The organism is Streptomyces sp. NPDC048288 (assembly GCF_043201555.1).
Lineage (GTDB): Bacteria > Actinomycetota > Actinomycetes > Streptomycetales > Streptomycetaceae > Streptomyces.
Window position 1 is genome coordinate 358,483 of the sequence record NZ_JBICZD010000006.1, and the last position, 24,017, is coordinate 382,499.

Genomic DNA, 24,017 nt, shown 5'->3' on the forward strand with positions numbered 1-24,017 from the left:
CCATCCCAGAGTCATCTCGGTAGCTACTCCCTACAGGGCGCCCCCGCCGAGACTTCGGTACCGCACGTTCAGGAGAGACAGTGAACGCCAGAACCACCAGAGTCCTTCAGTGCTCGGCCGCCCTCGTCGCCGCCGGGCTCACCCTCACCGCCTGCGGTTCCGGCGGTGGCAGCTCCGCAGGCTCCTCGGGGCAGTCGCAGAGCACGTCGTTCACCGGCCGCGGCCCGATCACGTACGTGTCCGGCAAGGACACCACCGGCGTGGTCCAGAAGGTGATCGACCGCTGGAACAAGCTGCACCCGAAGGAGAAGGTCACCGTCATCGACCTGCCGACGGACCCGGACTCGCAGCGCCAGCAGATGATCCAGAACGCGGAGACCAAGTCCGACGCGTACACGGTGCTCTCCCTCGACGCCGTGTGGACCTCGGAGTTCGCCGCGCACCAGTGGATCGCCAAGCTGCCCGAGACGCAGTTCCCGCTCGGCAAGATGCTGACGCCCGCGGTGGACACGGCGAAGTACCGCGGCAGCCTGTACGCGGCGCCGTACATCTCCAACGGCGGCATCCTCTACTACCGCACCGACCTGCTGAAGAAGGCCGGCATCAGCAAGGCTCCGACCACCTGGGCGGAGATGACGGCCGACTGCGCGAAGATCAAGAAGCTGCCCGAGGGCAAGGGCGTGTCCTGTTACGCCGGGCAGTTCCAGAAGTACGAGGGCCTGACGGTGAACTTCGCCGAGGCCGTGAACTCGGCCGGCGGCGTGATCACCGACGCCGACGGCAAGCCCGACGTGGACACCGCCGCGGCCAGGAAGGGCCTGGACTTCCTCGTCAGTGCCTTCAAGGACGGCACCATCCCCAAGGAGGCCATCACCTACCAGGAGGAGGACAGCCGCCAGGCGTTCCAGGACGGCAAGCTGGTCTTCCTGCGCAACTGGCCCTACGTGTACGCCCTCGCCGAGAAGAGCAAGATCGCCGGCAAGTACGCGGTCGCACCCCTGCCCGGCCTGAACGGCACCGGTTCCTCCAGCCTGGGCGGCTCCAACCTCGCCCTGTCCTCGTACGCCAAGAACAAGGCCACCGCGCTGGACTTCATGAAGTTCTTCACCGACGAGGAGAACGCGACGACCTTCCTCAAGGACGCCGCCTTCGCCCCGGCCTACGCCGACCTGTACGACGACAAGACGCTGACCGCGCAGTACCCGTACCTGCCCGTCCTGAAGCAGTCGATCACGAACGCCGTGCCGCGCCCCCGGGTCGTGCAGTACGGCGACGTGACCTCGGCGATCCAGCAGGAGGCGTACGCGGCGCTGACCGGCGGCAAGAGCAGCGCGCAGGCGCTGAAGGACCTGCAGCAGGAGCTGCAGAAGTCCACCGGGCAGTGAGGAGAGGGGCCATGGCCGACACCAAGATCCCACCGGGATCCGCCACCGCCGGGCCCGAGCGCCCGGCCGGCGGACGGGCTCCGGTGAGCGGGCGGCGGCGCTCCGGTTCCGGCGCCCGCGCCACCGCGGGCTCGGGCCGGGTGGCAGCCCTGCTGGTCTCCCCGACCCTGCTGGTGCTGTCGATCGTCGTGCTCTACCCGACGATCATGGCGCTCCAGGAGTCGCTGTACGGGACCAAGGGGCTGGACCCGACGACCGGCTTCATCAGCGACACCGAGCCGTACGTGGGGCTGAAGAACTACGCCGACATCTTCGGAGCCGCCGGCGACCGGTTCTGGAACGCCTTCTGGAACACCACCTTCTTCACGGTCGTCACGGTCGGGCTGGAGACGGTGATCGGTGTGGCCATGGCCCTGATCATGCACAAGGCGTTCAGCGGCCGGGGGCTGATCCGGGCGAGCATCCTCATCCCCTGGGCCGTGCCCACGGCCATCTCCGGCCTGCTGTGGCGCTGGATCTTCAACAGCAACGGCATCGCCAACGCCCTCATCGGCCACCAGGTCCTGTGGACGACGGAAGGCTTCCACGCCAAGGTCGCGGTGATCGTCGCCGAGGTGTGGAAGACGTCCCCGTTCATCGGACTGCTGGTCCTCGCCGGGCTCCAGGTGATCTCGAAGGAGGTCTACGAGGCCGCCCGCCTCGACGGCGCCGGCGCCCCGCGCCAGTTCTGGCACATCACCCTGCCCCTGGTGAAGCCCGCCCTGCTGGTGGCCATGCTGTTCCGCTGCATGGACGCCCTGCGGATGTTCGACCTCCCCTACCTCCTCATCGGCGCCCGGAAGAACTCCGTGGAGACCCTGTCCATGCTCGCGCAGAGCGAGGCGTCCAACGTCCGCTTCGGACCGGCCTCGGCCTACTCCGTACTCCTCTTCCTCTACGTCTTCCTCGTCGCCCTCGCCTTCGTCCGGCTGCTCGGCGCCGACCTCGTCGGCGACGACAGCGGCAACGGCAGCAAGGGCGGGCGCGGGAAGCGGATCCTCTCCCGCCGTGCGGAGGTGACGGCATGACCTCGTCCCCGGCCGTCTGGCGCAGGTGGCTGCCGTACGTCGGTGTCCTCGCCGTCGTGGCCTACTGCCTGGCCCCCTTCTACTGGATGCTGGTCTCCAGCCTGCGCGGCGCCTCCGACATCTTCGACAACTCGCTGCTGCCCAGCCGGGTGTCCTTCGAGAACTACCGCGCCCTGCTGGACAGCTCACAGGGCTTCCCCCGCGCACTCCTCAACAGCCTGGTCGTCGCCGGCATCACGACCACGCTGTCCCTGCTGCTGGCCACCTTCACGGCGTACGCGATGGCCCGCCTGGAGTTCCCGGGCAAGCGGCTGATCCTGACCCTGATCATCGCCACCTCCATGTTCCCGGTGGTCTCGATCGTGGTCCCGCTGCTGAAGCTGTTCACGGACATCGGTTGGATCAACACCTACGAGGCGATGATCGTGCCGAGCATGTCCTTCGCGCTGCCGCTGGCGGTGTGGAACCTGACCACGTTCTTCAAGCAGATGCCCGACGAACTGGAAGAGGCTGCCATGGTCGACGGCTTGACCCGCGGCCAGGCGTTCCGCAGGGTCATCATGCCGCTCGCCGCGCCCGGCATCTTCACCACCGCGATCATCACCTTCATCGCCGCCTGGAACGAGTTCCTCATCGCCCTGACGATGACCAACAAACCCCAGATGCAGACCGCGCCGGTCGCCATCTCCAAGTTCACCGGCGCCACGACGTACGAGACCCCGTTCGGCAGCCAGATGGCCGCCGGCGTCCTCGTCACCATCCCGCTGGTCGTCATGGTGCTGGTCTTCCAGCGCCGCATCGTCGCCGGACTGACCGCCGGCGCGGCCAAGTGACCCCCTCAGCAGACACGCAAGGAGCAGGACCCGTGCCCCCCACCACCACGCCCTGGTGGCGCAGCGCCGTCATCTACCAGGTCTACATCCGCAGCTTCGCCGACGGCAACGGCGACGGGGTCGGCGACATCGCCGGCATCCGCTCCCGGCTCCCGTACCTCAAGTCCCTCGGCGTCGACGCCCTCTGGATCAACCCCTGGTACAAGTCCCCCCAGGCCGACCACGGTTACGACGTCGCCGACTACCGCGAGATCGACCCCCTGTTCGGCACGGTTGCCGAAGCGGAACAGCTCATCGAGGAAGCCCACGCCCACGGGATCCGGATCATCCCCGACATCGTCCCCAACCACTCCTCCGACCAAGCGGCCTGGTTCCAGCAGGCGCTGGCGGCAGGCCCCGGCAGCCCCGAGCGCGAACGGTACGTCTTCCGCGCCGGACGCGGTGCGCACGGTGAACTCCCGCCCAACGACTGGGACTCCCGCTTCGGCGGCCCGGCCTGGACGCGGGTGCCCGACGGCGAGTGGTACCTCCACCTCTTCACCCCGCAGCAGCCGGACCTCAACTGGCGGCACCCGGAGGTCCACGCGGAGTTCGAGTCCGTCCTGCGGTTCTGGTTCGACCGGGGCGTGGACGGCTTCCGCATCGACGTCGCCCACGGCCTGCTCAAGGACCCCGAACTCCCCGACCTGGACGGCCTTTCCACAGACGTACACCCCTTCTGGGACCGCGACGAGGTCCACGAGATCTACCGCTCCTGGCGCAAGCTCGCCGACGAGTACCCCGGCGACCGCTCCTTCGTCGCCGAGGCATGGACCGACACCCCCGAACGCCTCGCCGCCTACGTCCGCGAGGACGGCCTGCACACCGCCTTCAACTTCGACTTCCTCATGACCGACTGGGACGCGAAGGACCTGCGCGCCGTCATCGACGACACCCTCGCCATGCTCGGCACGGTCGGCGCCCCCGCCACCTGGGTCATGTCCAACCACGACGTCATGCGCCACACCAGCCGCTACGGCCGTAAAGCCGCGAAGAAGTGGCTGGCCAACGAGTCCTACATCCCCGCAGGACCCGCCGACCTCGAACTCGGCACCCGCCGCGCCCGCGCCGCCGCCCTGCTCACCCTCGCCCTCCCCGGCGGCGCCTACGTCTACCAGGGCGAGGAACTCGGCCTCCCCGAGATCGAGGACCTCCCCGAGGCCGTCCTCCAGGACCCCGTCTGGGAACGCTCCGGCCACACCGAACGCGGCCGCGACGGCTGCCGCGTCCCGATCCCCTGGTCCGGCACCACCGCCCCCTACGGCTTCAGCGCCGCCGACGCCACGGCCTCCCCCTGGCTGCCCCAGCCCGCCGACTGGGCACCCCGTACCGTGGCAGCCCAGACCGGCGACCCCGCCTCCATGCTGGAGCTCTACCGCACCGCCCTCCGCATACGCCGCGAACACCCCGCCCTCGGCGACGGCACCCTCACCTGGCTGGACGACGCCCCGGCCGGAGTCCTCGCCTTCCGCCGCGAGCCCGGCTTCGTCTGCGTGGTCAACCTCTCCACCGAGCCCTACGAACTGCCCGCACACACCTCGGTCCTGCTGACCAGCGGTCCCGTCGGGGACAACCGCCTGGCTCCGGACCAGGCGGCCTGGCTCACGGTGTAGCGAGCCACCACCCCACAGACCCAGGGCCTGTCCGGTCCCACTCCCCGCTGTCCGGACAGGCCCTGGCCTCGCAGCAGGAGGCGGCAGCACAGCACATCCTCCTCCCAGCGGAAGCGGTCCGCCCCGCCTCCGGCTTTCGGACGGTGCGGCTCGTACGAGCCGATGAGCACGCCCATCTCGCGCAAGTGGTCCAGGCTCCGGCGATACGCGGGATGGGCGGCCTGGGCCGAGTTCAGATACGGGAGGACAACGGCGGGGATGTCCAGGGCGAGGGTGTCGGAGATGCCGTTGGCCCACTTGTTGATCGTGTTGAAGGTGACCGGAGCGACGGCGAGCGCGTGTGCGCCAGGCCGAGCGGATCGGGTAGCCGGTTCGGGTCTGGACGGCTTCGGTGCCGAGGAGGCCGGGTCCCTGGGGAGTGGCGATGACACCGACGTCCCGACGTCCCCGTCGATGCCGCAGACGCAGCCGCAGACGACGTACAGGAAGGGCTTCCTCTGCGGGGCGGTCGGTTCGGTCACGTGTGGGCTCCAGGCCGGTGAGCGTCTCGATGTGCGGCCAGTTGGTTCGCGAGTTCCCGAGGCCCGATCGTGCCGAGGGCCCAGAGGCTGCTGATTCGGCGGGATCGGTGCCAGAGCGGGTCATTCGTATCCACAGGGGTGTGGCAGAACAGCACGGGGATGCCTTCGGCGCCGAAACCCGCGTCCACCTCACCGACCGCGAGACGGCCGGCGTCGAGGCCGTCTGCCTCCACCACGGCCCCTACCGCACCACCATCGCGTCCACCACGGGTGGCTACCTCGACCTTGCCACCCTCTACCGCAACCTCGTCAAGGAACTCGCCCTCACCCAGCACACCAGCTGACGGAACCCTGCACGTCATGGTTAATGGCGGCGACTGGGTCTTCGGCTCCCTCCTCGTCGACGAGGCGCTCCAGGCCGTCGGCCTCACCCGCGCCCAGCTCCCCGCCCGCCTGTTCTGCCCGCAGGTCGTCACCGACACCGGCGCGAAACTCTCCAAGTCCCCCGTCCGCGAGGGCCGTGCCCCCTTGCCCGAGGGCGCCGCCGACTGGATGCTCGACACCCGGCAGTGGCCTGGCGCCGTGGCCGAGTACGCCGGCCGGCTGCCGGCCATGACCGAGACTCTCCTGTCCGAACCCCGTCACTTCCGGGTCAAGTACCATCCGCTTCCGCATCAAGGGCACGGACGAAGCCCTTCTCGACGGCGAAGGGCCCTCCCCCATCAACCCCACGGCCACCCGCGACGAGCAGCTCGCCGACATCCGGGCCATCTACCCACCCGAGAAAGAGGCGCTCGGCGCCCTCGCGATCGAGATCCGCCTTCGTGACTGCTACACCGGACCCGGGCGAGGCTGACTCCTGCTCCTGCTCCTGCTGCTGCTGCTGCTGCTGCTGCTGCGAAGAGCGTGTCGCTTGTTGGAGAAGTCGCTCGCCGAAAGCCGGGAATGGATGCGGCGACACGGCAACTGATCGCGGGCTTCAGGGTGTGATGATGGCGAAGTCCGGGTCGGGGGCGGTCAGGTGGCCGATGAGTTCGGTCAGTTTCCCGGCGTCGCCGGTGACCTTGACGTCGTCGCGTGCGGCCAGGGCGGCGGGTGGGAGGGTGCCGAGCAGGACGGCCCTGAGGTCTGCCTGGGTGAGGGTGAACTCGACGTCCGGGGTGGAGTCGCCTCCGGTGCCGTGGGTGAGGACGCCGTTGCGCAGCCGTATGGTCACCGGGGTGCCGTCCTTGACGTTCCAGCGGACGGTGATGTCGGCGTCCCAGCTGCGTGGTCCGTCGACCCGGATGGCGAGGGAGTCGAAGAGCTGGTCCAGGGTGAGCGCGGCCAGCACGTCGGGTGAGGCCGTGACGGTGGGCGTACCGACCGGTCCGTTGCGCAGTTCGTAGGCGCCCATCAGGTAGAAGTTGCGCCAGGTGCCGTTCTCGCTGCCGTAGCCGAGCTGTTCCAGGGCGTCGGCCTGGAGCTCGCGGGCCTCGGCGTGGTCCGGGTCGGCGAACACGACATGGCCGACGACCTGTGCCACCCAGCGGAAGTCGCCGTCGGCGTACGACCGCCGGGCGCGGCGCAGCACCTCGTCGGCGCCGCCCATGAAATCGACGTACCGCCGGGCGGACTCGGTCGGAGGGTGCTCCCACAGGTGGGCCGGGTTGCCGTCGAACCAGCCCAGGTAACGCTGGTAGATCGCCTTGGTGTTGTGGCTGACCGAGCCGTAGTAGCCGTGGGTGTGCCAGGCCCGTTCCAGCGCCGGGGGCAGTGCCATGCGTTCGCCGATCTCCGGCCCGGTCAGGCCCTGGTTGAGCATGCGGAGGGTCTGGTCGTGGAGGTAGGCGTAGAGGTCGCGCTGCTCGGACAGGAACTCCCGCACGCGTTCCCGGCCCCAGACGGGCCAGTGGTGGGAGGCGAAGGCGACGTCCGAGGCGGCGGTGAACAGGCTGATGGCCTCGGTGAGGTAGTGGGCCCACACCCGTGGGTTGCGGACCTGGGCGCCGCGCAGGGTGAGCAGGTTGTGGAGGTTGTGGGTGGCGTTCTCCGCCATGCACAGGGCCGCGTGGTCGGGGAAGTGGATGTTCAGCTCGGCCGGGGCCTCGGTGCCGGGGGTGAGCTGGAAGACCATGCGGATACCGTCCACGGTCTCCGTCTGCCCCGTGTGGGTGATGTCCCGGGTTGGTGGGATGAGGGTGACCGCGCCGGTGGAGGTGGTCTGCCCGAGGCCGGTGCCGATCTGCCCGCGCTCCTCCTTCGGCAGGGCGGCGCCGTACATGTAGGCCGCGCGGCGGCCCATGGCCGTACCGGCGTAGACGTTCTCGCTGACGGCATGGGCGAGGAAGCCTTGCGGGGCGAACACGGGAACACCGGCCGCCACGTCCTCGTCGGTGATGACACCCCGTACGCCGCCGAAGTGGTCGACGTGGCTGTGCGTGTGGAGCACGGCGGTCACGGGGCGGTCGCCGCGGTGGGCGCGGTACAGGGCGAGAGCCGCGGCGGCGGTCTCCGCGCACAGCAGCGGGTCGATGACGAGGACGCCGCGTGCGCCCTCCACGATCGTCATGTTGGACAGGTCGAAGCCGCGTACCTGGTAGATGCCCTCGGTCACCTCGAAGAGCCCGTGCTCGGAGCAGAGCCGGCTCTGCCGCCACAGGCTCGGGTTGGCGGTCGCCGGACAGTCCTGGTCGAGGAAGCCGTAGGCACCGAGGTCCCACACCGCCCGCCCGCCGGCGTCCCTGATGACGCCCTCCTGCGCTGTGCCCATGAAGCCGCGCCGTGCGTCTTCCAGGTCCCGGGTGTCGTCGAACGGGAAACGCCGCAGCACCGCCCTGTTGGCCTCGGCGACGCCCGGCTGCACGGGCTTGGCTTCGGTGCTCCGGGACATCTGGATCTCCCTCGCTGCTGCCTGGCCGGCGCCACGGCGGACGGGGCTACTGCCAGCCTCGCCGAGCGCCTGTGAGCGATCGAGCGGATGTCCGCCGTACGGGTGAATGAGGCTGGAGACGGTCGGCCGCGTCGGTATCGCCGGAGGAGATGCCCTCGCTGTCCCGGCGTCGGTGTCGACCAATGGCGAATGCCCAGGTCGTGCCGTGACGCGCGGTGGCAGTCGGACACATGTGTCCTGCGGTGCGTGCTGTCGGTGCGGTCGCCCGTGGCCGGGCTCAGCGGCCCTGGGTGAGGAAGGCGGCGTCGGGGACCTGGACGGTTTCGGGGGCGGTGCGGGGGATGAGGCCGAGGATCTCGGCGACGACGTACTGCGCCGACAACATGGGCATGGCCCCTTCCTGCCATCCGGGGAGCCGGGACGCCTGGTCGCCGACGACGTGGAAGCGGCCGTCGCCCTCGGGTGTCAGGAGCTGCTGGCAGGCGGACTGGTGAGCGGGGTCGGACGGGTCCCAGCCGGCCCATCCGCCGAGCTGGTGGGGCACTTTGTGCCAGGCGACGGTGCCCCCCAGGTCCTGGGGCACGGTGGTCTTCTCCAGGAACTCGCGGTGCAGTTGTGCCGCGCCGTCGCGGGCGAGTCGGAGCCGGTCGCCGGGCGCCCGTTTGCCCATGTCCTCGGCCTGCTCGCCGAAGTTGTACGCCCCGGTGAGGGTGCCCGACTCGGAGAAGTGGTCGTTGGAGGGGTACCAGAACTGGGTGATGGGGTGGTCGGTCCAGCTGATGCCCCCGTGGATCTGGTTGTGGTCGTCCTCCCAGAACCGTCGGTTGGCCCGGTCAGCGTGAGCTGCTTCAGCACCGGGAACGGGATGTTGCTCACGCAGTAGTCGGCCGTCGCCGTCAGTTCCTGGTCACCCGAGCGGTAGGTGACACCGACCCGCTCGCCGGTCAGGTCGACCGGGACGGCCTCGGCCTTGAGCTGGACGGTCGCGTCGTACTCGGTGGTGATCCGTTCGGTGAGGGCGTGGACGATCTTGTCCATGCCGCCGACCGGCCGGTAGAAGCGGTGCTTCCAGAACTGTGAGGAGACCAGTTCGGTCAGGCTCAACGGGGGCGCGGGCTCCGGGAACTCCGGTCAGGGTGGCGGACAGTAACGCGGCGAGGTGGCCGCGGGTGTCGTCGGCGACGCGCCGGTTGCGCCAGGAGGAGCCGGGATACGGCCGGGGCCGAGGTTGAGGTGGAGGCCCGGGTCGAAGTCGCAGGTGTGGGTCAGTACCGGGGTGTTGCCCTCGCCGTCGAGTTCGTAGAGCTGGTCGCCCTTGCGGGCGGTGCGGTTGCGGCCGCCGGTGCGGGGCCGGGGCTCAAGGACGGTGCACCGGCAGCCCAGCCTGCCCAGTTCGTAGGCCGCGATGAGTCCGCCGACCCCCGCGCCGAGGATCAGAACCGACTTCTCCTCGCCGGCCGCCGCGCGCGGAGCGGCGGCGAAGTCCGGCGTGGCTCCCGCGCCGGAACTCATCGGGCCGCCGAGGCCGGACATCGCCTGGTGGAGGGCCTGTGCGGACAGGTGCGTGGACGTGCTTGTGCTTCGCCCGGCGCGCCAGTGGCTGTGGGGGACGGCATCTGCGGATCGGCCGCAGGACGGCCCGGAGAACATGAGCCCTGGCTCTTGGATGCCGTGCGCGTTTCGAGTGCGGGCCTGCGCAGGGGGTCCTTCCCGGACCCGGCAGGGCGGACGCCGCCCGTCCGGGCGAGCGCCCAGGACCGAAGTTGACACCTGGGCGGCGTACGCCCGCGACCGAAACGGACGAGGTGCCGCGCCGACCGCTGGTCCCCGTCGGCCTCCGGACGGCTGTGGGACCGACGAGCGCGGAAGGCGTGGGGGACGGGAGCCGGGTGGGAGGCGGCCGGTGGTCGGTCTCAGGGCCACCCTGAGCAGGGGGAGTCCGATCCTGCTCCCGCGAGAAAGGGTCATGTCATGGCGGCCACGCCGAACCGAACGCAGGCGAAAGCCGTAGCGGTGGCCGAGGAAGCCGGCCGGGAGGCGACGACCGGAGGGCCGTCCGAGCTGAACGGGGCTGTCAGGTACCGCGAGGACGGGGGCACCACCCAGTACGGCCTGTACCTGCGGTGGCGCATCGGCGAGAACGGCCCGGACTCGTCGGGGTCGGACTGGCCCCCGCCGGGTGACTGGAACGGGGGCGCCGCTCCGTACCCGCACGAGTACGAGGTGTGGATCGACGGGGAACCGGTCCAGACGGCGTTCCTGTACTGGCGCGGCTGGAACTGGTGGGCCGCGAACACGCTGTGGGTGCGTCTGGGCGGCGAGCCCGGCGCCGCGTACCGGGTCAAGATCCGTGCCGAGGTCGACGGTACGTGGTCGGGATTCACGAACGAGCTGACGGTGCGCACCGCCGACGCCGAGCCCTGGCGTGCGCCGGCGCCCGGCAGCGCCGGGACGAGGGCCGGCGCACCGGACGACCCGGGCGCCGAACCCGCGCACGGCAACGCGTCGCATCCGAAGAGCCGTGCCTACTGGACGTACAAGGAGAACGACACCTCTCCCGTCTGCGTCCGGACCCGCGAGGTGAACACCAGCGACTGGTGGGAGGCCACCGGGCCCAGTGCCGAGCAGTACCAGGAGAGCCATCCGTGGAACAACGACGGCGGCTACCTGGAGTACGTGAAGTTCTTCGCGCCGGGCAAGGTGGCCTCCTGCGGCAACCCCGCCTACGCCGGGTTCGATCTGGACCCGGGCGATGGTCACGGCGACTGGCCGGTGACGGAACTCCGGCGTGGGGCCGAGGAGTACACGTTCGGCTATCACTACGCCGCGCACCATCAGGGCGAGAGCTGGACCCATGAGTGGTTCATCACCAGGGAAGGGTGGACGCCCGAAGCCGGACTCAGCTGGGAGGACTTCGAGCAGCTCCCGTTCCTGACGGAGCACACCGGTCCGGAGGACACGCACAGCACCCAGTCCTGGAGGTTCTCCACCCTTCCGCGGCGTTCCGGCCGCGCGGTGATCGCGAACGTGTGGGGCGGCCACGGCGGCCCGGACACGCCCGACGGCGGCAACGGCGGCAAGACCGGCGAGATCTTCCTGTCCGTCGGCGACGTCCACTTCGTCTGACCGTTCGGGTCTGAAAGACGCCGCTGGCCTGCGGTTTCACTGAATCCGTCGGCCGGGTACCGGTGTCCGGGCCCTCAGCCTGCCGTTCCCATGGCGGTGGCGCCCGAACGCTTACGAAATCCTGACCGGGCGCGCGACACCCGGGACGCCCGCCGACGAGCGTGCCACTCTCGTGCTGCTCGTCTCCGAACAGGTGGGCAGTTCCGTGGCGTTGGGAAGCGGCCGCCACGGAAGGGGAGTCCCGGGGCCGCCCGGGACTCCCTGCGTACGTGCCGGGCGTTGTCGGAGCGTGACCCGGTGCGTCCGCAGCCGACGACCTCGCGGGGCCCGGGCGCACACATCGATGCCGTCGCCACGTCGTACCGCGTGACCTTCGCATGTGACCAATCCGCAGGCCGTACGGTCCCGGATTACACAGGGATGTACCCCCCTGTCATGCACACGGGAGAGCGATTGTGAAGGAACCAGTTCATATCGGCACGAGGCCGTCGGCACAACCTGACCTGCAGCAACTGCTGCACGAGGTGGCGCTGGGTGATCAGGAGGCTTTCGCCGCCGTCTACGACGCCGTGGCCGGTTCCGTCCTCGGCGTCGTCCGTGCCGTTCTGCGTGACCGGGCGCAGTCGGAGGAGGTGGCTCAGGACGTGCTGGTGGAGGTGTGGCGCACGGCCCCGCGCTACCGGCCCGAGCGGGGCACGGCGATCAACTGGATCCTCACCCTCGCTCACCGCCGGGCCGTTGACCGGGTGCGGTCGGTGGAGGCGGCGGCGGCCCGTGACACCAAGGCCGCTCTGCTCGATCACCAGCCGGCGTACGACGAGGTGACCGAGGAGGTCGAGAACCGGCTGGAGCAGGAGCAGGTACGGCGCTGTCTGCGCACCCTGACCGAACTGCAGCGGCAGTCGGTCACTCTCGCGTACTACCGCGGCCTGACGTACCGGGAGGTCGCCGAGGCTCTGGCACTGCCGGTCGGGACCGTCAAGACCCGGTTGCGCGATGGACTGATCCGGCTGCGTGACTGCCTGGGGGTGACCGCATGACCACGACCGATCCGCACGCGCTGACAGGCGCCTACGCGGTGCACGCGCTGCATGGCGAGGAACGTGCCGCTTTCGAGCGTCACCTGGCCTCGTGCGCTGCCTGCGCACAGGAAGTCGCGGAGTTCACGGCCACCGCCGGCCGCCTGGCCCGCGCCTCGACGGTGCGTACGCGCCCGGTCATGCGGGAGCAGGTGCTGCAGCGCATCACCACGGTGCGGCAGGTGGCTGCCGGCACCGCGGCGCTGGAGCGGGTACGGGGCAGCGTGCCGGGCGGACGGGCCGTGACCCGGTGGACGCTGGCCGCCTGCGTGGCCGCCGCGGCCGCGTTCGGCGGTACCGCCGTGTGGCAGTACGAACGTGCCCAGGATGCTCGGCACCGGGCGGCGCGGGCGGAGCAGCACGCCGATGCCGTGGCGCGCGTACTGGCCGCGCCCGACGCCAGGTCGCGTTCGGTGAAGGTGGCGGGCGGCGCGGGCACGCTGGTGGTGTCCGCGGACCGCGACCGGGCCGTGTTCGTGACCTCCGGGATGGCACCGCCGCCGCAGGGCAAGGTGTACCAGCTGTGGTTCTCCGAGAGCGGGAGGATGCGCTCCGCCGGGCTGATGGATCCCGGCCGCGGCAGCCAGGCCGTGCTGATGCAGGGGGCGGTCGACGGTGCCTCGGGCGTCGGCATCACGGTGGAGCCGGCCGGAGGATCGAAGGAGCCGACCTCGGCACCGATCGCGCTGCTCGGAGTCCCGGCGTAACGCGTGCGTGTCAGGGGGGACCCGCCGGTCGGCGGGTCCCCCCTGACATGGTTCACCGGTCCGAGCGTGCCGGCCGTGGGAAGAAGCCGCTGGTGCGTGCCGCGTACGCGTCCCAGCCGGGACGGTCGGCCATGTGCCGCTCCAGCAGCCGTTTCCCGCTTCCGAGGATCAGCAGCAGGCTCATCGTCAGCGGCGAGACCACGGACACGGCGGCGGCCTGCCATCCGCCGTCGCAGGCGACGAGGAAGAGCCCCCACCAGACGCAGAAGTCCCCGAAGTAGTTGGGGTGCCGGGTCAGTCCCCACAGTCCCCGGTCCATGATCCGGCCCCGGTTGGCGGGGTCCGCCTTGAAGCGGGCCAGCTGGGCGTCGCCGACGGCCTCGAAGAACAGTCCGACAGCCCACAGCGCCGTCCCGGCCCAGGCCAGGGCGGACAGCGGCCGGGGCGTGTACTGGGCTGCCTGCACCGGCAGCGACACCAGCCACACCAGGGCTCCCTGCAGCAGGTAGATCATCCGCAGGGCGTACAGGTTCCGGTTGCCCCGCGCGCGGGCCAGCATCGCCTCGTACCGCGGGTCCTCCCCGTGGCCGGCGGCCCGGCGGGCGATGTGCACCGCGAGCCGCAGTCCCCACAGGGTGGTGAGAACGGTGACCAGTGCCCGCCGGCCCGGATCTCCCTGGCCACCGGAGAGGCCGAAGGTCATCACGGCCACGGCGGCGAAGGCGGCTCCCCAGGCGATGTCGACGACACGGTGCACGCCCGAGTTCAGGGCGATTGCGAAGGTGCCGAGCATGACCGCCAGGGCCGTTGCCGCCGCCCAGCCGAGATTGGCGGCGAACATGTGCCAGCCGAACGAGGTCACCGGTCCTCCAGGTGCCGGTACCAGCCGGCGGTCTCCGCCCCCGTCAGGCCGCTGTCTCCCGTGGCCGCGGGGCGCACGGCCAGGAACTGGTCCACGCCCATGCGCCGCTCTTCGAAGGCCAGGGCTCCGCCGGCCAGGTACAGCCGCCAGACGCGGGCCGTCTCCTCGCCGGTCAGCCGGACGAAGTCCTCCCAGCGTTCCTCCAGCGTGTGGCGCCAGGCGTTGATGGTGCGCACATAGTGCTCGCGCAGCGACTCCACCGTACGCACCTCCAGGCCGGCCGCCTCCAGCAGGCCGACGGTCTCGCCCATCGGCCGCATGTGCATGTCCGGGGCGATGTACGCCTCGATGAAGGCGCCGCCGCCGGGTGCGGTCGCGCCGCGGGACATCTGCTGGACCAGCACGCGCCCGTGCGGACGGACCAGCCCGTGCAGGGAGGCGGCGAAGGCGGGGTACTGGTCGTCTCCGACGTGCTCGCCCATCTCGATGGCGGCGACGGCGTCGAACGCGGAGCCGGTGATGTCCCGGTAGTCCTGGCACACCACCTCCACCCGGTCCTCCAGGCCCCGCTCGCGCACCTGCCGGCGCACGTACGCGGCCTGCTCCCGGGCCAGAGTGACGGCGGTGACCCGGACCTCGTGCTCCTGTGCCGCGTACAAGGTCAGCGAGCCCCAGCCGCAGCCGATGTCCAACAGGCGGGCACCGGACACGAGACCGAGCTTGCGGCAGATCAGCTCCAGCTTGGCGCGCTGCGCGTCGGCCGCGTCCGCCCCGGGCCGCTCACCGGTCCAGTAGCCGCAGGAGTAGGCCATGGTGTCGTCGAGAAGGAGGCGGTAGAAGTCGTTGGACAGGTCGTAGTGGTGGCTGATGGCCGCACGGTCGCGGGCCTTGCTGTGCCGTGCGCCCCGCAGCCGTGCCTCGGAGGCGGGCACGGGCGGGCGCCGGCCGACGGCACCGAGCCGCACGGCCCCGCCGACCGCGCGGACCGTGTCGGCGAGGGTGGGACGCGGGGCGTGCGGCCCCCGCTCCCTCGCGGCGGCCCACATGGCACGCAGCCCCTGGGCCAGGTCGCCCTCCACGTCGAGTTCGCCGGTGACGTAGGCGCGGGCGAGGCCGAGTTCGCCCGGCTGCCACAGCAGGTGGCGCAGTGCGCGCCGGGAGCGCACCACGACGACGGGCGCGTCGGCGGGGCCGGTTTCACTGCCGTCCCAGGTGCGCAGCCGCACCGGCAGCGGGCCGCCGAGCGCGTCCTGTGCGAGGACTGCGAGCCGGTGCGCGGCACCGGGGCGGACCGGGGTGCGGGCGGTTGTCATCGGGCCGGGGTCTCCTTGGTGAGCAGGTACTGGTGGACGTCGAGGTATCCGGAGCGGAATCCGGCCTCGGAATAGGCCAGGTAGAAGGTCCACAGACGACGGAAGGTCTCGTCGAAGCCAAGAGCGGCGGCATCGTCGGCGCGGTCGGTGAACCGCTCGCGCCACAGGCGCAGCGTCTCGGCGTAGTGCGCGCCGAAACCGTCCCGCGCCGTGACCGCCAGCGCCGTGTGGTCGCGGGCGGTCTCCTCGATCGCCCGCGTGGAGGGGATCAGCCCGCCGGGGAAGATGTACTTCTGGATCCAGGTGTGGGTGTCACGGCCGGCCAGCATCCGTTCGTGCGGCATCGTGATCGCCTGCAGTGCCACGCGGCCCCCCGGTGCCAGCCGTTCCTCAAGGGTGCGGAAGTAGACGGGCCAGAATTCCGCGCCGACAGCCTCGATCATCTCCACGCTGACCACCGCGTCATAGGTGCCACCTGCTTCGCGGTAGTCGCACAGCTCGACCGCCACACGGTCCGCGTACCCCGCCTCGCGTACGCGGTCCAGTGCCAGTGCGCGCTGCTCCTTGGACAGCGTGAGCGAGGTGACGCGGGCGCCGCGGGCGGCGGCCCGCAGGGCGAGCTCACCCCAGCCCGTGCCGATCTCCAGCAGGCGGGTGCCGTCATGGACTCCGGCCAGGTCGAGCAGGCGGTCGATCTTGCGGTGCTGGGCGGCGGCCAGGAGCGACCAGTCCGCGGGAAAGCCGCGGAAAACCGCCGCCGAGTAGGTGAGCGTCTCGTCCAGGAACAGCGCGAACAGGTCGTTGGACAGGTCGTAGTGCCGGCTGATGTTGCTGCGTGAGCCGTCCGGTGTGTTGCGCTGCGTGCGGGGCTGGCGCTGCGCCCACACACCGCGCAGCCTTTGCAGCGGGACCGGGATCAGGTCGGCCGCGTGGGCGGCGAGCACGGTGAGCGCGCCGACCAGATCCGGCGCGTCCCACTCGCCGGCCATGAACGACTCGCCGAAACCGATCAGACCACGGGTGCCGATCCGGGCGTGGAACGCCTTGGGATCGCGTACTTCTATCAGCGGGCCGCCCAGGCCGACGGTGGAGCCGCCGGCGAACCGCACCCGCAGGGGCAGCCGCCGCAGGGAGCGTGTCAGCACGGACGCGGTGACGGCCCGCACCGGCCAGGACGCCCTGGGCACGGCGAGCGCATCGGCCCAGCGGTCGGCACCGACGGGGTCGGCGGTGCGGTGGCGGGCGGCGGGGCGGTGGCGGGCGGCGGGGCGGGGTTCGACTTGGGTCATGACGCACTCTCCGGGGCGCGGCGGCCCGGGCGCGGTTGCACCGGCAGGCCCCGCAGAAACAGGCGGATACCGTGGAAGCGGATGGCGGCCGACACGCTCAGGGTCGACCAGGGACGGCGCAGCGCGAGGCGCAGCAGGGCCAGGGCTGTCGCCTCCCGGCGCCGGCCGTGGACCGAGGCCGTGAAGGGCGGGCTGCCGGGCCGCTGGAGGCGTATCGACAGCAACAGACGCTCGCCGGGCGGCGGAAGACGCATCTCGTAGTGGCCGTCGACCGGGTGGAACGGCGACACGTAGAAGTCCTTGGTGACCGTGGCCGTGCCGGCCGTGCCGGTGTGCAGCAGGTAGGCATGGCGCTCGCCGTAGGTGTTGTGGACCTCGGCCACCACACAGCGCAGGCCGCCGCCGGGGCCGTAGCACCAGTACAGGGACAACGGGTTGAAGACATGCCCGAAGACCGCCGCGTGCGCGAGCATCAGCACCCGGCCGCCCCGCAGGTGGATGCCGTGCTCGCCCAGGAATCCGTCGAGCATCGCCCGGACCGACGGGGCACGCCCCGTGAAGTGGTCGCGGGTGCGGAAGCGGGCGAGCGGCCTGAGCGGACGCGGCAGCACGGGCAGGTGGTCCAGGTCGACCAGCCACAGATAGGTGCGGTGCCGCAGGGCATAGCGCCGCGGTGCCCGGCGCACGTGGGTGATCGTGCACGGGTACAGGGCCGGTGACCTTGGCCGCGCCGGCCGGCGGGCGGACGCGGCGGTCACCATGTCACCCCCAGGGCGAAGGCGGCCTCGACGCCGCTGCGGCAGCCGTCCTCGTGGAAACCCCAGCCGTGGTAGGCACCCGCGAACACGGTCAGGGCGGTGTTCAGTTCGGGCAGCCGGCGCTGGGCGGCCACCGACTCCGGTGTGTACACCGGATGCTCGTAGGTCATCCTGGCCAGCACCCGGCCGGGGTCGACGCGGTCCTCCCCGCCCAGGGTGACGAGGTACGGCTCGGGAGCGTCGAGCCGCTGGAGCCGGTTCATGTCGTAGCTCACCCGCACCCGGTCCGCGCCCGCCGCGCAGCCGGGCATCAGGTAGTTCCAGGAGGCGCGGGCCCCACTCGCACGCGGGAGCAGGCTGGTGTCGGTGTGCAGCAGGGTGGTGTTGCGGGCGTAGTGGAAGGCGCCGAGGACCTCCTTCTCGTCCGAAGTCGCGTCGGCGAGCAGCCGCAGCGCCTGATCGGGATGCGCGGCGACGACGACGTGGTCGTAGGAGGCGGTGCCGCCGTCGGCGGCGGTCACGTCCACGCCGTCCGCGTGCCGGATCACGGAGCGTACGGGTGCGCCGGTGCGTATCTCGTGCAGGCCCGCCGCGATCCGGTCGACGTACGTTCCCGAGCCGCCCGTGACGGTCCGCCACACCGGTGACCCGGTCACCGAGAGCATGCCGTGATGGGCGAGGAACCGGAACAGGTAGGCCGCCGGATACCGCAGGGCCGTCTCCGCGTCGCAGGACCACACGGCGGAGACCACCGGCGTCATGAAGTGGGCCCGGAAGTAGGACGAGAAGCCCGCCGAGTCGAGGAACTCACCGAGCGTGCGGGCGTCGTCGGCGCCGTGCTGCTCCAGCAGGAGGCGGGCGGCCCGGTGGAAACGGGGCACCTCGGCCAGCATGCGCAGGTACGGCCCGCGCAGGGCGTTGCGCGGCTGGGCGAGCAGCCCGCGCGGGCCGCGGGCGCCGGCGTATTCCAGGCCGCAGCCCTCACACCGTACGGACATGCTCATCTCCGACTCCTGTGTGGCGACACCGAGTTCACTGAAGAGCCTGAGCAGGTTCGGGTAGGTGCGGCGGTTGTGCACGATGAAACCGGAGTCGACGCGGTGCGTGCGTCCGTCGGACGCGGTCAGGTCGTGCGTGTGGGCGTGTCCGCCGAGCCGGTCGTCGGCCTCGTAGAGCGTGACGTGGTGGGCGCGGGCCAGGACGTGCGCGGCGGTCAGTCCCGCCACTCCGCTGCCGATGACGGCCGTACGGCGCGGGTGCGCGGTACCGGCGGCCCGTCCGCTCGACGTTCCGTCGGACGGTCGTTGCATGGTGTTCTCTCCCTCCCCGGGCGGATGTCCGGCACGAGGACGCGCGCAGCCTGGATCGCTCCCGTCAAGGCGACCAGGCAGGGCGGGCGCCCCCGGCCGGCAGGAGTCAGCTCTTGGGCATGAGAACGGTGTCGATGATGTACACGTTGGCGTTGGCGGTCTTCACGTTGCCGCACACGACCTTGGCGGAGTCGTCGACGGTGTAGGACTCGCCCGAACCGGACGTCGTGACCTTCGACTTCTCCAGCGTGTCGAAGGAGCCGTTCTCCAGGTCCTTCGGGGCCAGCTTCTTGCCCACGACGTGGTAGGTGAGGATCTTCGTCAGCTCGGCCTTGTCGGACAGGACCTTGTCCAGGGTGGCCTTCGGGATCTTGGCGAAGGCGTCGTTGGTCGGCGCGAACACCGTGATGTCCTGCGCGTTGTTGAGGGTGTCGACCAGACCGGCCTTCTTCACCGCCGTCACGAGGGTGGAAAGTGCCGGGTTGTTGGAGGCGGCGGTGGCGACCGGGTCCTGGGCCATGCCGTCGAAGGAGCCGGCACCGGTCTTCGGCACCGCGGTGCAGGCCGTGCCGAACGGCTGGTCCATGCTGCTCGCGCTGCTGCCGGAACCGCTCATGTCGTCGCCGCCCTCGGTGGCCGACGCGGACGCCTTGTCGGAGGAGCCGGACTTTCCGGAGTCGCCGCTGCCCGAGCAGGCGGTCAGGGCGAGGGGCAGGACGGCGGCGGCGACGAGCAGGCCGGTGCTCCGGCGGATACGGGTGTTCATCTTGTTCTCCTGTGGAAGGGCGCAGCACGATGCGGCTGTGCCAGGGGGGAAGGAAAGTTGGCTTCGGAAGGGACCTGGGGGTCCTGGGGCAGGTGGTCAGTCGACGGTCACGACGACGGAGTGCCATCCGCCGGCGCCGTCGGGGATCGTGCGGGTGCGTCGGTCGGTCTGGACGGTGCCGGTGCGGTCGGTGGCCCGTACGGTGAGGGCGTGGCTGCCCGGGATGGCCTGCCAGGGCAGGGACCACTGCCGCCAGGTGTCCCGGGTGTCCTCGGCGGCCAGGTGGGCTTCCTGCCAGGGCCCGTCGTCGACGCGGACCTCGACCTTGTCGATGCCCCGGTGCTGTGCCCAGGCGACCCCGGCGACCATCACCGTGCCGGCCTTGGGGCGGGCGAAGGGCTTGGGGGTGTCGATCCGCGACTGGGTCTTGACCGGGGCCCTGCGAGCCCAGCCGCGCCTGACCCAGTAGGGGTCGTAGGCGTCGAAGGTGGTGAGCTCGATGTCCTCGATCCACTTGCAGGCGGAGACGAACCCGTACAGGCCCGGGACCACCATCCGCAGCGGGAAGCCGTGTTCGAAGGGCAACGGCTCACCGTTCATGCCGAGGGCGAGCAGTGAGTCGCGGCCGTCCATGACGTCCTCGACCGGACTGCCGATGGTCATGCCGTCCACCGAACGCGCCACCAGCTGGTCCGCCGGGCCGCCCCGGGACGGTGGCCTCACCCCGCACTCGGCCAGCAGGTCGGCCAGCCGCACGCCCGTCCAGCGGGCGTTGCCCACATACGGGCCGCCGACCTCGTTGGAGACACAGGTCAGGGTGATGTCCCGCTCGATCAACTCCCTGCCGAGCAGGTCGTCGAAGGAGTAGGTGGCCGTACGGCGCATGCCCTTGCCGTGGATACGCAGCCGCCAGGTGGTGGCGTCCACCTCGGGCACCACGAGCGCGGTGTCCACCCGGTAGAAACCGCTGTTCGGGGTGGTGAAGGGACTGATTCCCGGGACGCGTAGTGCGGCCCTCCCGGGTACCGGCTGCGCCGGTGATCCCGGTCGAGGCAGCACGACCTCGGCACGTGAGGCAACGGCGTTCTGACCGCGCGAGGCGTTCAGTGACCGGCCGGCCGCGCCCACGACGGCGGACGCCGCCGCGGCGGAGGTTGCCGCGAGGACGAATCCCCGCCGGTCCCATCCCCCTGACCCCGGCAGACCGGCTCCCGGTTCCCCGGGCACCGTCCCGTTTCCCGGTGTCGTCGGCCGCCCGGCCGCGGTCAGACGGCCTGTCAGGACGTACAGGAGCAGAGCCCCGGCAAGGGCTCCCACGACGGAGGGCAGTGTGTCGGCGACGCCGGTGGAGTCGGGCCGGCCTGCCGCAGCCGCCGCCCCGACCACCCCGAAGAGCAGAACCCCGGCGGCTCCGACCCGCCGCCACCGCACCGCCAGCGCACCCAGCGCCAAGGCCAGGAGGGTCAGCACGGCGAGGATGCCGAGCTGCAGCACGAGCTTGTCGTCGGTGCCGAAGTGACGGATCGCCCAGTCCTTGACCGCGGCGGGAGTCGCGTCGATGGACGCGCCGCCCACCACGATGACCGGACCGGACTGCGGACGCACCCAGGCCGCGACCGGTTCGGCCACCGCCAGCGCGGTGAAGCCGGCCAGCGCCCCGCTGAGCGCACCCAGCGCCAGCCGCGGCCCGCCAGGCCGTACTCGCCGATCCCTCTCTTCGTCCCTCACGCGGGGAATCCGGTTCTGCACCACGGGGCGGATTGGTCCCGGACCTGATCAGGTGAAAAGAGATTTCGCACCAATCCGCCCCGCATTCCGCGACGGATTACCCGGTTGTGCGCCGACGGACACGATCATCACCGTCGACGCCGGCGCACGTGCGGACGGCCCTGCCTTCACCCTTGCGGTGAAGCTGGTGCGCGGCCGTCCTCCGTCGCTGCGGGGTCCGCGTCCGAGCGGTCGCGGGATGGTTCCCGGTGGGTGAGGGTGGCGAAGCAGCGGTGGCCGCTCGTCCACTGGTCGCTGACGGTGAGGGCGAGCCCGGCGGCGATCCTGTGCAGCGCTGGTCGTCCCAGCCGGGCCCAGGGAAAGTACGGTCCGGCCTGGCCCTGGACGTTCTCGAACCGGGCGGCGCACCGCTCTTGCACGTCCTGGGGGTCGACCTCGACGACGAGGCATCCGGTGGGGGCGATGAGGGCGCCGCAGCGGCGCAGCAGGCCACGCGGGTCGCCTCCGATGCCGATGTTGCCGTCGATGAGCAGCACCGTCTGCCAGCCCCTCTCGGCCGGCAGCCGGTCGAAGACCGACGCACGCAGTGCGAGCCCGCCCAGGGCGCAGGTCAGTGCGACCGCGCGAGGTGTGATGTCGACCCCGAGGGCGAAGACTCCCTGGCTCAGGAGCGCTCTGCACATGCGGCCCGGGCCGCAGCCGATGTCGATGACGGGGCCGGCGCAGCGTTCCAGGACGGTGTTGTCGGCCGCCGTGGGCCGCTCGTGCCAGCGGTGGACCGGCATCCGGATGCGGCGCCCGTCGTCCAGCCGCAGGTACACCGGCGCGCGGCCGGGTCGCAGGGCGAGCGCGTAGGGGTCCCCGTCGGCGTCGTACGGCTCGTCCTCGTCCATTGTCACGGTGCCGCGCCATCCCCGGCCGGGGGCCGGCGCCCGTCGTCGCCCGATCGGCGCGCGCGGCGCAGTCTCACCGCGAAGGCGGCCGCGGAGGCCGTGAAGAGCGCGCCGGTGACGGCCAGCCATCGGCCGAGGTAGACGCCGTCGGACAGGCCCGTGTCACCGGGGTAGGGGACTGCCAGACGGAGGATGAGGGGGAACCAGACCAGCAGGAGCAGACCGGACAGGAAGGCGGGGACGCGCAGGTGGTTGATCCATGGCGCCGTCGGCCTGTCGGAGGCGTCGGCCCGGTGCCGTAGCACGGAGAGGGCCGACAGGTCGGCCAGCGAGTACAGGGGCAGCAGGATCAGGTCGTGGAGGACGGCCGCGCCGACGAACCAGATCGCCACGTCCCAGGGCTGGACGGCGAACAGGCGCACCATGGCGTAGCCGGTGAGGGCGAACGAGGCGATCAGGACGAGCAGGTGCAGGGGGCCGGAGCCGTACCAGCGGACGAATCGTGCCATGGTCACGCCCTGAAGGTGAGCCGGTGGACCCACTTCGTGTTGTTCACGCCGGGGTTGGCCGGGACGATGACGCGGGCCGGGTAGCCGTGGTCGAGCGAGAGGTCCGCGCCGTTGACGCGGAGGGCGAGCAGAGCTCGGGGGTCGTGGATCTGGTTGCCGCGCAGCACCACCCGGGTGAAGGGGCCGGGCGGTTGGATCGACTGGACCAGGACGCTTCCCGCACCGGGCAGGCCGGCGAGAGCGGCGAGGTCGGCAAGCCGCAGGCCGCTCCAGTGCTGGTCCTCGGTGGACCATCCCTCCACGCAGGCGATCGGCAGTGCGGCGGCATGCTGGGGCATCGCCAGGAGCTGCTCGCGGGTGAGGATCTGTGGTGCTCCGTGTCCGTGGACCTCCAGTCGCCAGGTGGGGCCGACGAGCGCGGGGGTGATGCCGACCTTCGCCGCCGTCTTGTTGATCTGGAAGGCGTTCGGGCCGCTGCCGGGGTCGCGGTTGTGCGGGGCGAGCAGTGCGGTGGCACGCATCCAACCACCGATGCTCTGTCCGGCGGTCACGACGAGGAGGAGCAGCGATCCCGCGCCCACCATGCCGAGGGCGCCGCGGCGGGTCATCGTCGGTGCAGCGGGGGCGCTCGCCACCAGGCCGTCGGGATCGGGTGGTTCGGGCACGGTGTGGGCGAGGTCGGTGCGCAGTTCGGCCCTCAGGCTGCGTGAGCGCAGGGCCCGGGTCATCCGGCCGAGTCTGAGGCACACGTGGACGACGAAGGCGGCGATGAACACCCAGGCGCCGTAGAAGTGCAGGCGGTAGAACGAGCCCGGGAAGACGTAGTAGAGCTGGATGTTCAGGATCCCGGTGACGAATTCGAAGATGACGCCGCCGACCAGCGTCAGCAGGGACAACCGCTCCAGGCCGTGGGCGGCGGAGCGTACCGGCAGCCATTCGAAGAGCTTCGGGATCACCGACCACAGCTTGGCCAGCAGCACCGGTACGAGGACCACGCCCAGTGTCACGTGCACGCCCTGGAGCAGCCGGTAGAGCCAGTACGGGTGGGTGGGCCAGCTGAAGAGGTAGAAGCCCAGTACGCCCTTGTCGGGGGTCTCGTCGTTGAGGGGGCTCAGGTCGGGGTTGTAGGCGGCGTAGGAGAGCAGTCCGGTGAGGAACAGCAGCGGAATGCCGATGAGGAGGACCAGGCCGAACACCGAGGTCAGCCATGGCCCGCGGATCGGGCTGCGCCAGAAACCCGGCCGGAACGGCCCCGGGGGCGGGGGCATCTGGCTGACGCGCCGCGCCGCCGTACGGGTACGGGCGGCCACCGACGCCACCGCAGCCGCCCCGTCGGCCCGCACCCGC

General features: G+C 71.1%; 21 protein-coding genes and 3 pseudogenes. 9 read left to right on the plus strand and 15 right to left on the minus strand.

The genetic code is table 11. The annotated features are described in order from the left end of the window. The first annotated feature begins 80 nt into the window (after window positions 1–80). Genes ACGFZS_RS23560 through ACGFZS_RS23575 form a run of 4 tightly spaced genes read left to right on the plus strand, consistent with a single transcriptional unit; the run spans window position 81 to window position 4,937 of the window. Window positions 81–1,385 carry an ABC transporter substrate-binding protein gene (locus ACGFZS_RS23560; RefSeq protein ID WP_393796781.1) on the plus strand — a complete coding sequence of 435 codons (1,305 nt, stop codon included), beginning with the start codon at window positions 81–83 and terminating at the stop codon, window positions 1,383–1,385. An 11-nt stretch (window positions 1,386–1,396) separates the two neighbouring features. Beyond that, window positions 1,397–2,452, plus strand: a complete 1,056-nt coding sequence (locus ACGFZS_RS23565; protein ID WP_393796782.1) for a carbohydrate ABC transporter permease — start codon at window positions 1,397–1,399, stop codon at window positions 2,450–2,452. Continuing rightward, entirely contained in the window at window positions 2,449–3,285 is an 837-nt protein-coding gene (locus ACGFZS_RS23570) for a carbohydrate ABC transporter permease (protein WP_393796783.1), read from the plus strand. The genes ACGFZS_RS23565 and ACGFZS_RS23570 overlap by 4 nt, the downstream gene beginning before the upstream one ends. 32 nt (window positions 3,286–3,317) lie before the next feature. Then, the gene (locus tag ACGFZS_RS23575) at window positions 3,318–4,937 is read left to right on the plus strand and encodes a glycoside hydrolase family 13 protein (protein ID WP_393796784.1); all 1,620 of its coding nucleotides are present in this window, start codon (window positions 3,318–3,320) and stop codon (window positions 4,935–4,937) included. A gap of 98 nt (window positions 4,938–5,035) precedes the next feature. On the opposite strand, the pseudogene ACGFZS_RS23580 reads toward ACGFZS_RS23575, so the two are convergent. Beyond that, window positions 5,036–5,458 (minus strand): annotated as a pseudogene (locus ACGFZS_RS23580) (flavoprotein); the annotation flags it as partial. A 140-nt stretch (window positions 5,459–5,598) separates the two neighbouring features. Between ACGFZS_RS23580 and ACGFZS_RS23585 the strand changes: the two are divergent. Together ACGFZS_RS23585 and ACGFZS_RS23590 are read left to right on the plus strand one after the other, a co-directional pair. Continuing rightward, window positions 5,599–5,802 carry a hypothetical protein gene (locus ACGFZS_RS23585; RefSeq protein WP_393796785.1) on the plus strand — a complete coding sequence of 68 codons (204 nt, stop codon included), beginning with the start codon at window positions 5,599–5,601 and terminating at the stop codon, window positions 5,800–5,802. 302 nt (window positions 5,803–6,104) lie between these two features. Beyond that, window positions 6,105–6,314: pseudogene (locus ACGFZS_RS23590) on the plus strand (hypothetical protein); the annotation flags it as partial. A gap of 123 nt (window positions 6,315–6,437) precedes the next feature. On the opposite strand, the gene ACGFZS_RS23595 reads toward ACGFZS_RS23590, so the two are convergent. The 4 genes and pseudogenes from ACGFZS_RS23595 to ACGFZS_RS23610 all read right to left on the minus strand — a co-directional run bounded on the left by ACGFZS_RS23595 (window position 6,438) and on the right by ACGFZS_RS23610 (window position 9,842). Then, window positions 6,438–8,330, minus strand: a complete 1,893-nt coding sequence (locus ACGFZS_RS23595; RefSeq protein WP_393796786.1) for an alkyl/aryl-sulfatase — start codon at window positions 8,328–8,330, stop codon at window positions 6,438–6,440. 277 nt (window positions 8,331–8,607) lie between these two features. Further along, window positions 8,608–9,210: a flavin monoamine oxidase family protein gene (locus tag ACGFZS_RS23600; RefSeq protein WP_393654822.1), complete on the minus strand. Its 603-nt coding sequence runs from the start codon at window positions 9,208–9,210 to the stop codon at window positions 8,608–8,610. A gap of 11 nt (window positions 9,211–9,221) precedes the next feature. After that, a pseudogene (locus tag ACGFZS_RS23605) lies at window positions 9,222–9,368 on the minus strand (hypothetical protein); the annotation flags it as partial. Window positions 9,369–9,461: 93 nt separating this feature from the next. Next, window positions 9,462–9,842: an NAD(P)-binding protein gene (locus ACGFZS_RS23610; RefSeq protein WP_393796787.1), complete on the minus strand. Its 381-nt coding sequence runs from the start codon at window positions 9,840–9,842 to the stop codon at window positions 9,462–9,464. A gap of 459 nt (window positions 9,843–10,301) precedes the next feature. Here ACGFZS_RS23610 and ACGFZS_RS23615 point away from each other — a divergent pair, with 459 nt between their 5' ends. The 3 genes from ACGFZS_RS23615 to ACGFZS_RS23625 all read left to right on the plus strand — a co-directional run bounded on the left by ACGFZS_RS23615 (window position 10,302) and on the right by ACGFZS_RS23625 (window position 13,242). Continuing rightward, window positions 10,302–11,456 (plus strand): lytic polysaccharide monooxygenase, encoded by a 1,155-nt coding sequence (locus tag ACGFZS_RS23615; RefSeq protein WP_393796788.1) that lies wholly within the window; start codon window positions 10,302–10,304, stop codon window positions 11,454–11,456. A gap of 455 nt (window positions 11,457–11,911) precedes the next feature. Beyond that, the gene (locus ACGFZS_RS23620) at window positions 11,912–12,496 is read left to right on the plus strand and encodes a sigma-70 family RNA polymerase sigma factor (RefSeq protein WP_393653983.1); all 585 of its coding nucleotides are present in this window, start codon (window positions 11,912–11,914) and stop codon (window positions 12,494–12,496) included. After that, window positions 12,493–13,242, plus strand: coding sequence for an anti-sigma factor domain-containing protein (locus tag ACGFZS_RS23625; protein ID WP_393796789.1), 750 nt, complete (start codon window positions 12,493–12,495; stop codon window positions 13,240–13,242). The genes ACGFZS_RS23620 and ACGFZS_RS23625 overlap by 4 nt, the downstream gene beginning before the upstream one ends. 52 nt (window positions 13,243–13,294) lie before the next feature. On the opposite strand, the gene ACGFZS_RS23630 is transcribed toward ACGFZS_RS23625, so the two are convergent. The 10 genes from ACGFZS_RS23630 to ACGFZS_RS23675 all read right to left on the minus strand — a co-directional run bounded on the left by ACGFZS_RS23630 (window position 13,295) and on the right by ACGFZS_RS23675 (window position 23,938). Further along, window positions 13,295–14,104 carry a DUF1295 domain-containing protein gene (locus ACGFZS_RS23630; RefSeq protein WP_393796790.1) on the minus strand — a complete coding sequence of 270 codons (810 nt, stop codon included), beginning with the start codon at window positions 14,102–14,104 and terminating at the stop codon, window positions 13,295–13,297. Continuing rightward, window positions 14,101–15,417, minus strand: a complete 1,317-nt coding sequence (locus tag ACGFZS_RS23635) for a class I SAM-dependent methyltransferase (RefSeq protein ID WP_393796791.1) — start codon at window positions 15,415–15,417, stop codon at window positions 14,101–14,103. The genes ACGFZS_RS23630 and ACGFZS_RS23635 overlap by 4 nt, the downstream gene beginning before the upstream one ends. Continuing rightward, the gene (locus tag ACGFZS_RS23640; RefSeq protein ID WP_393796792.1) at window positions 15,414–16,706 is read right to left on the minus strand and encodes a class I SAM-dependent methyltransferase; all 1,293 of its coding nucleotides are present in this window, start codon (window positions 16,704–16,706) and stop codon (window positions 15,414–15,416) included. The genes ACGFZS_RS23635 and ACGFZS_RS23640 overlap by 4 nt, the downstream gene beginning before the upstream one ends. Beyond that, the gene (locus ACGFZS_RS23645; protein WP_393796793.1) at window positions 16,703–17,467 is read right to left on the minus strand and encodes a DUF1365 domain-containing protein; all 765 of its coding nucleotides are present in this window, start codon (window positions 17,465–17,467) and stop codon (window positions 16,703–16,705) included. The genes ACGFZS_RS23640 and ACGFZS_RS23645 overlap by 4 nt, the downstream gene beginning before the upstream one ends. Further along, complete coding sequence (locus tag ACGFZS_RS23650) at window positions 17,461–18,774, minus strand: NAD(P)/FAD-dependent oxidoreductase (RefSeq protein WP_393796794.1); 1,314 nt, start codon at window positions 18,772–18,774, stop codon at window positions 17,461–17,463. Before ACGFZS_RS23650 ends, ACGFZS_RS23645 begins: the two co-directional genes overlap by 7 nt. A gap of 106 nt (window positions 18,775–18,880) precedes the next feature. Then, window positions 18,881–19,540 (minus strand): fasciclin domain-containing protein, encoded by a 660-nt coding sequence (locus ACGFZS_RS23655; RefSeq protein WP_393796795.1) that lies wholly within the window; start codon window positions 19,538–19,540, stop codon window positions 18,881–18,883. A 96-nt stretch (window positions 19,541–19,636) separates the two neighbouring features. Continuing rightward, a complete protein-coding gene (locus ACGFZS_RS23660; protein WP_393796796.1) occupies window positions 19,637–21,268 on the minus strand; it encodes a molybdopterin-dependent oxidoreductase in 1,632 nt (543 codons plus the stop codon). A 167-nt stretch (window positions 21,269–21,435) separates the two neighbouring features. Continuing rightward, the gene (locus ACGFZS_RS23665) at window positions 21,436–22,161 is read right to left on the minus strand and encodes a class I SAM-dependent methyltransferase (protein WP_393797011.1); all 726 of its coding nucleotides are present in this window, start codon (window positions 22,159–22,161) and stop codon (window positions 21,436–21,438) included. Window positions 22,162–22,163: 2 nt separating this feature from the next. Then, window positions 22,164–22,670, minus strand: a complete 507-nt coding sequence (locus tag ACGFZS_RS23670; RefSeq protein WP_393654824.1) for a hypothetical protein — start codon at window positions 22,668–22,670, stop codon at window positions 22,164–22,166. A 2-nt stretch (window positions 22,671–22,672) separates the two neighbouring features. Then, window positions 22,673–23,938 carry a molybdopterin-dependent oxidoreductase gene (locus ACGFZS_RS23675; RefSeq protein ID WP_393797012.1) on the minus strand — a complete coding sequence of 422 codons (1,266 nt, stop codon included), beginning with the start codon at window positions 23,936–23,938 and terminating at the stop codon, window positions 22,673–22,675. Window positions 23,939–24,017: the final 79 nt, after the last annotated feature.

Excerpts from the sequence above, each read along its gene's own strand:
- ACGFZS_RS23570 (WP_393796783.1), top strand. The coding sequence starts at position 2,449 with ATGACCTCGTCCCCGGCCGTCTGGCGCAGGTGGCTGCCGTACGTCGGT.
- ACGFZS_RS23670 (WP_393654824.1), bottom strand. The coding sequence starts at position 22,670 with ATGGCACGATTCGTCCGCTGGTACGGCTCCGGCCCCCTGCACCTGCTC.
- ACGFZS_RS23635 (WP_393796791.1), bottom strand. The coding sequence starts at position 15,417 with ATGACAACCGCCCGCACCCCGGTCCGCCCCGGTGCCGCGCACCGGCTC.
- ACGFZS_RS23625 (WP_393796789.1), top strand. The coding sequence starts at position 12,493 with ATGACCACGACCGATCCGCACGCGCTGACAGGCGCCTACGCGGTGCAC.
- ACGFZS_RS23675 (WP_393797012.1), bottom strand. The coding sequence starts at position 23,938 with ATGCCCCCGCCCCCGGGGCCGTTCCGGCCGGGTTTCTGGCGCAGCCCG.
- ACGFZS_RS23645 (WP_393796793.1), bottom strand. The coding sequence starts at position 17,467 with ATGGTGACCGCCGCGTCCGCCCGCCGGCCGGCGCGGCCAAGGTCACCG.
- ACGFZS_RS23595 (WP_393796786.1), bottom strand. The coding sequence starts at position 8,330 with ATGTCCCGGAGCACCGAAGCCAAGCCCGTGCAGCCGGGCGTCGCCGAG.
- ACGFZS_RS23655 (WP_393796795.1), bottom strand. The coding sequence starts at position 19,540 with ATGAACACCCGTATCCGCCGGAGCACCGGCCTGCTCGTCGCCGCCGCC.
- ACGFZS_RS23610 (WP_393796787.1), bottom strand. The coding sequence starts at position 9,842 with ATGAGTTCCGGCGCGGGAGCCACGCCGGACTTCGCCGCCGCTCCGCGC.
- ACGFZS_RS23665 (WP_393797011.1), bottom strand. The coding sequence starts at position 22,161 with ATGGACGAGGACGAGCCGTACGACGCCGACGGGGACCCCTACGCGCTC.
- ACGFZS_RS23615 (WP_393796788.1), top strand. The coding sequence starts at position 10,302 with ATGGCGGCCACGCCGAACCGAACGCAGGCGAAAGCCGTAGCGGTGGCC.
- ACGFZS_RS23640 (WP_393796792.1), bottom strand. The coding sequence starts at position 16,706 with ATGACCCAAGTCGAACCCCGCCCCGCCGCCCGCCACCGCCCCGCCGCC.
- ACGFZS_RS23650 (WP_393796794.1), bottom strand. The coding sequence starts at position 18,774 with ATGCAACGACCGTCCGACGGAACGTCGAGCGGACGGGCCGCCGGTACC.
- ACGFZS_RS23565 (WP_393796782.1), top strand. The coding sequence starts at position 1,397 with ATGGCCGACACCAAGATCCCACCGGGATCCGCCACCGCCGGGCCCGAG.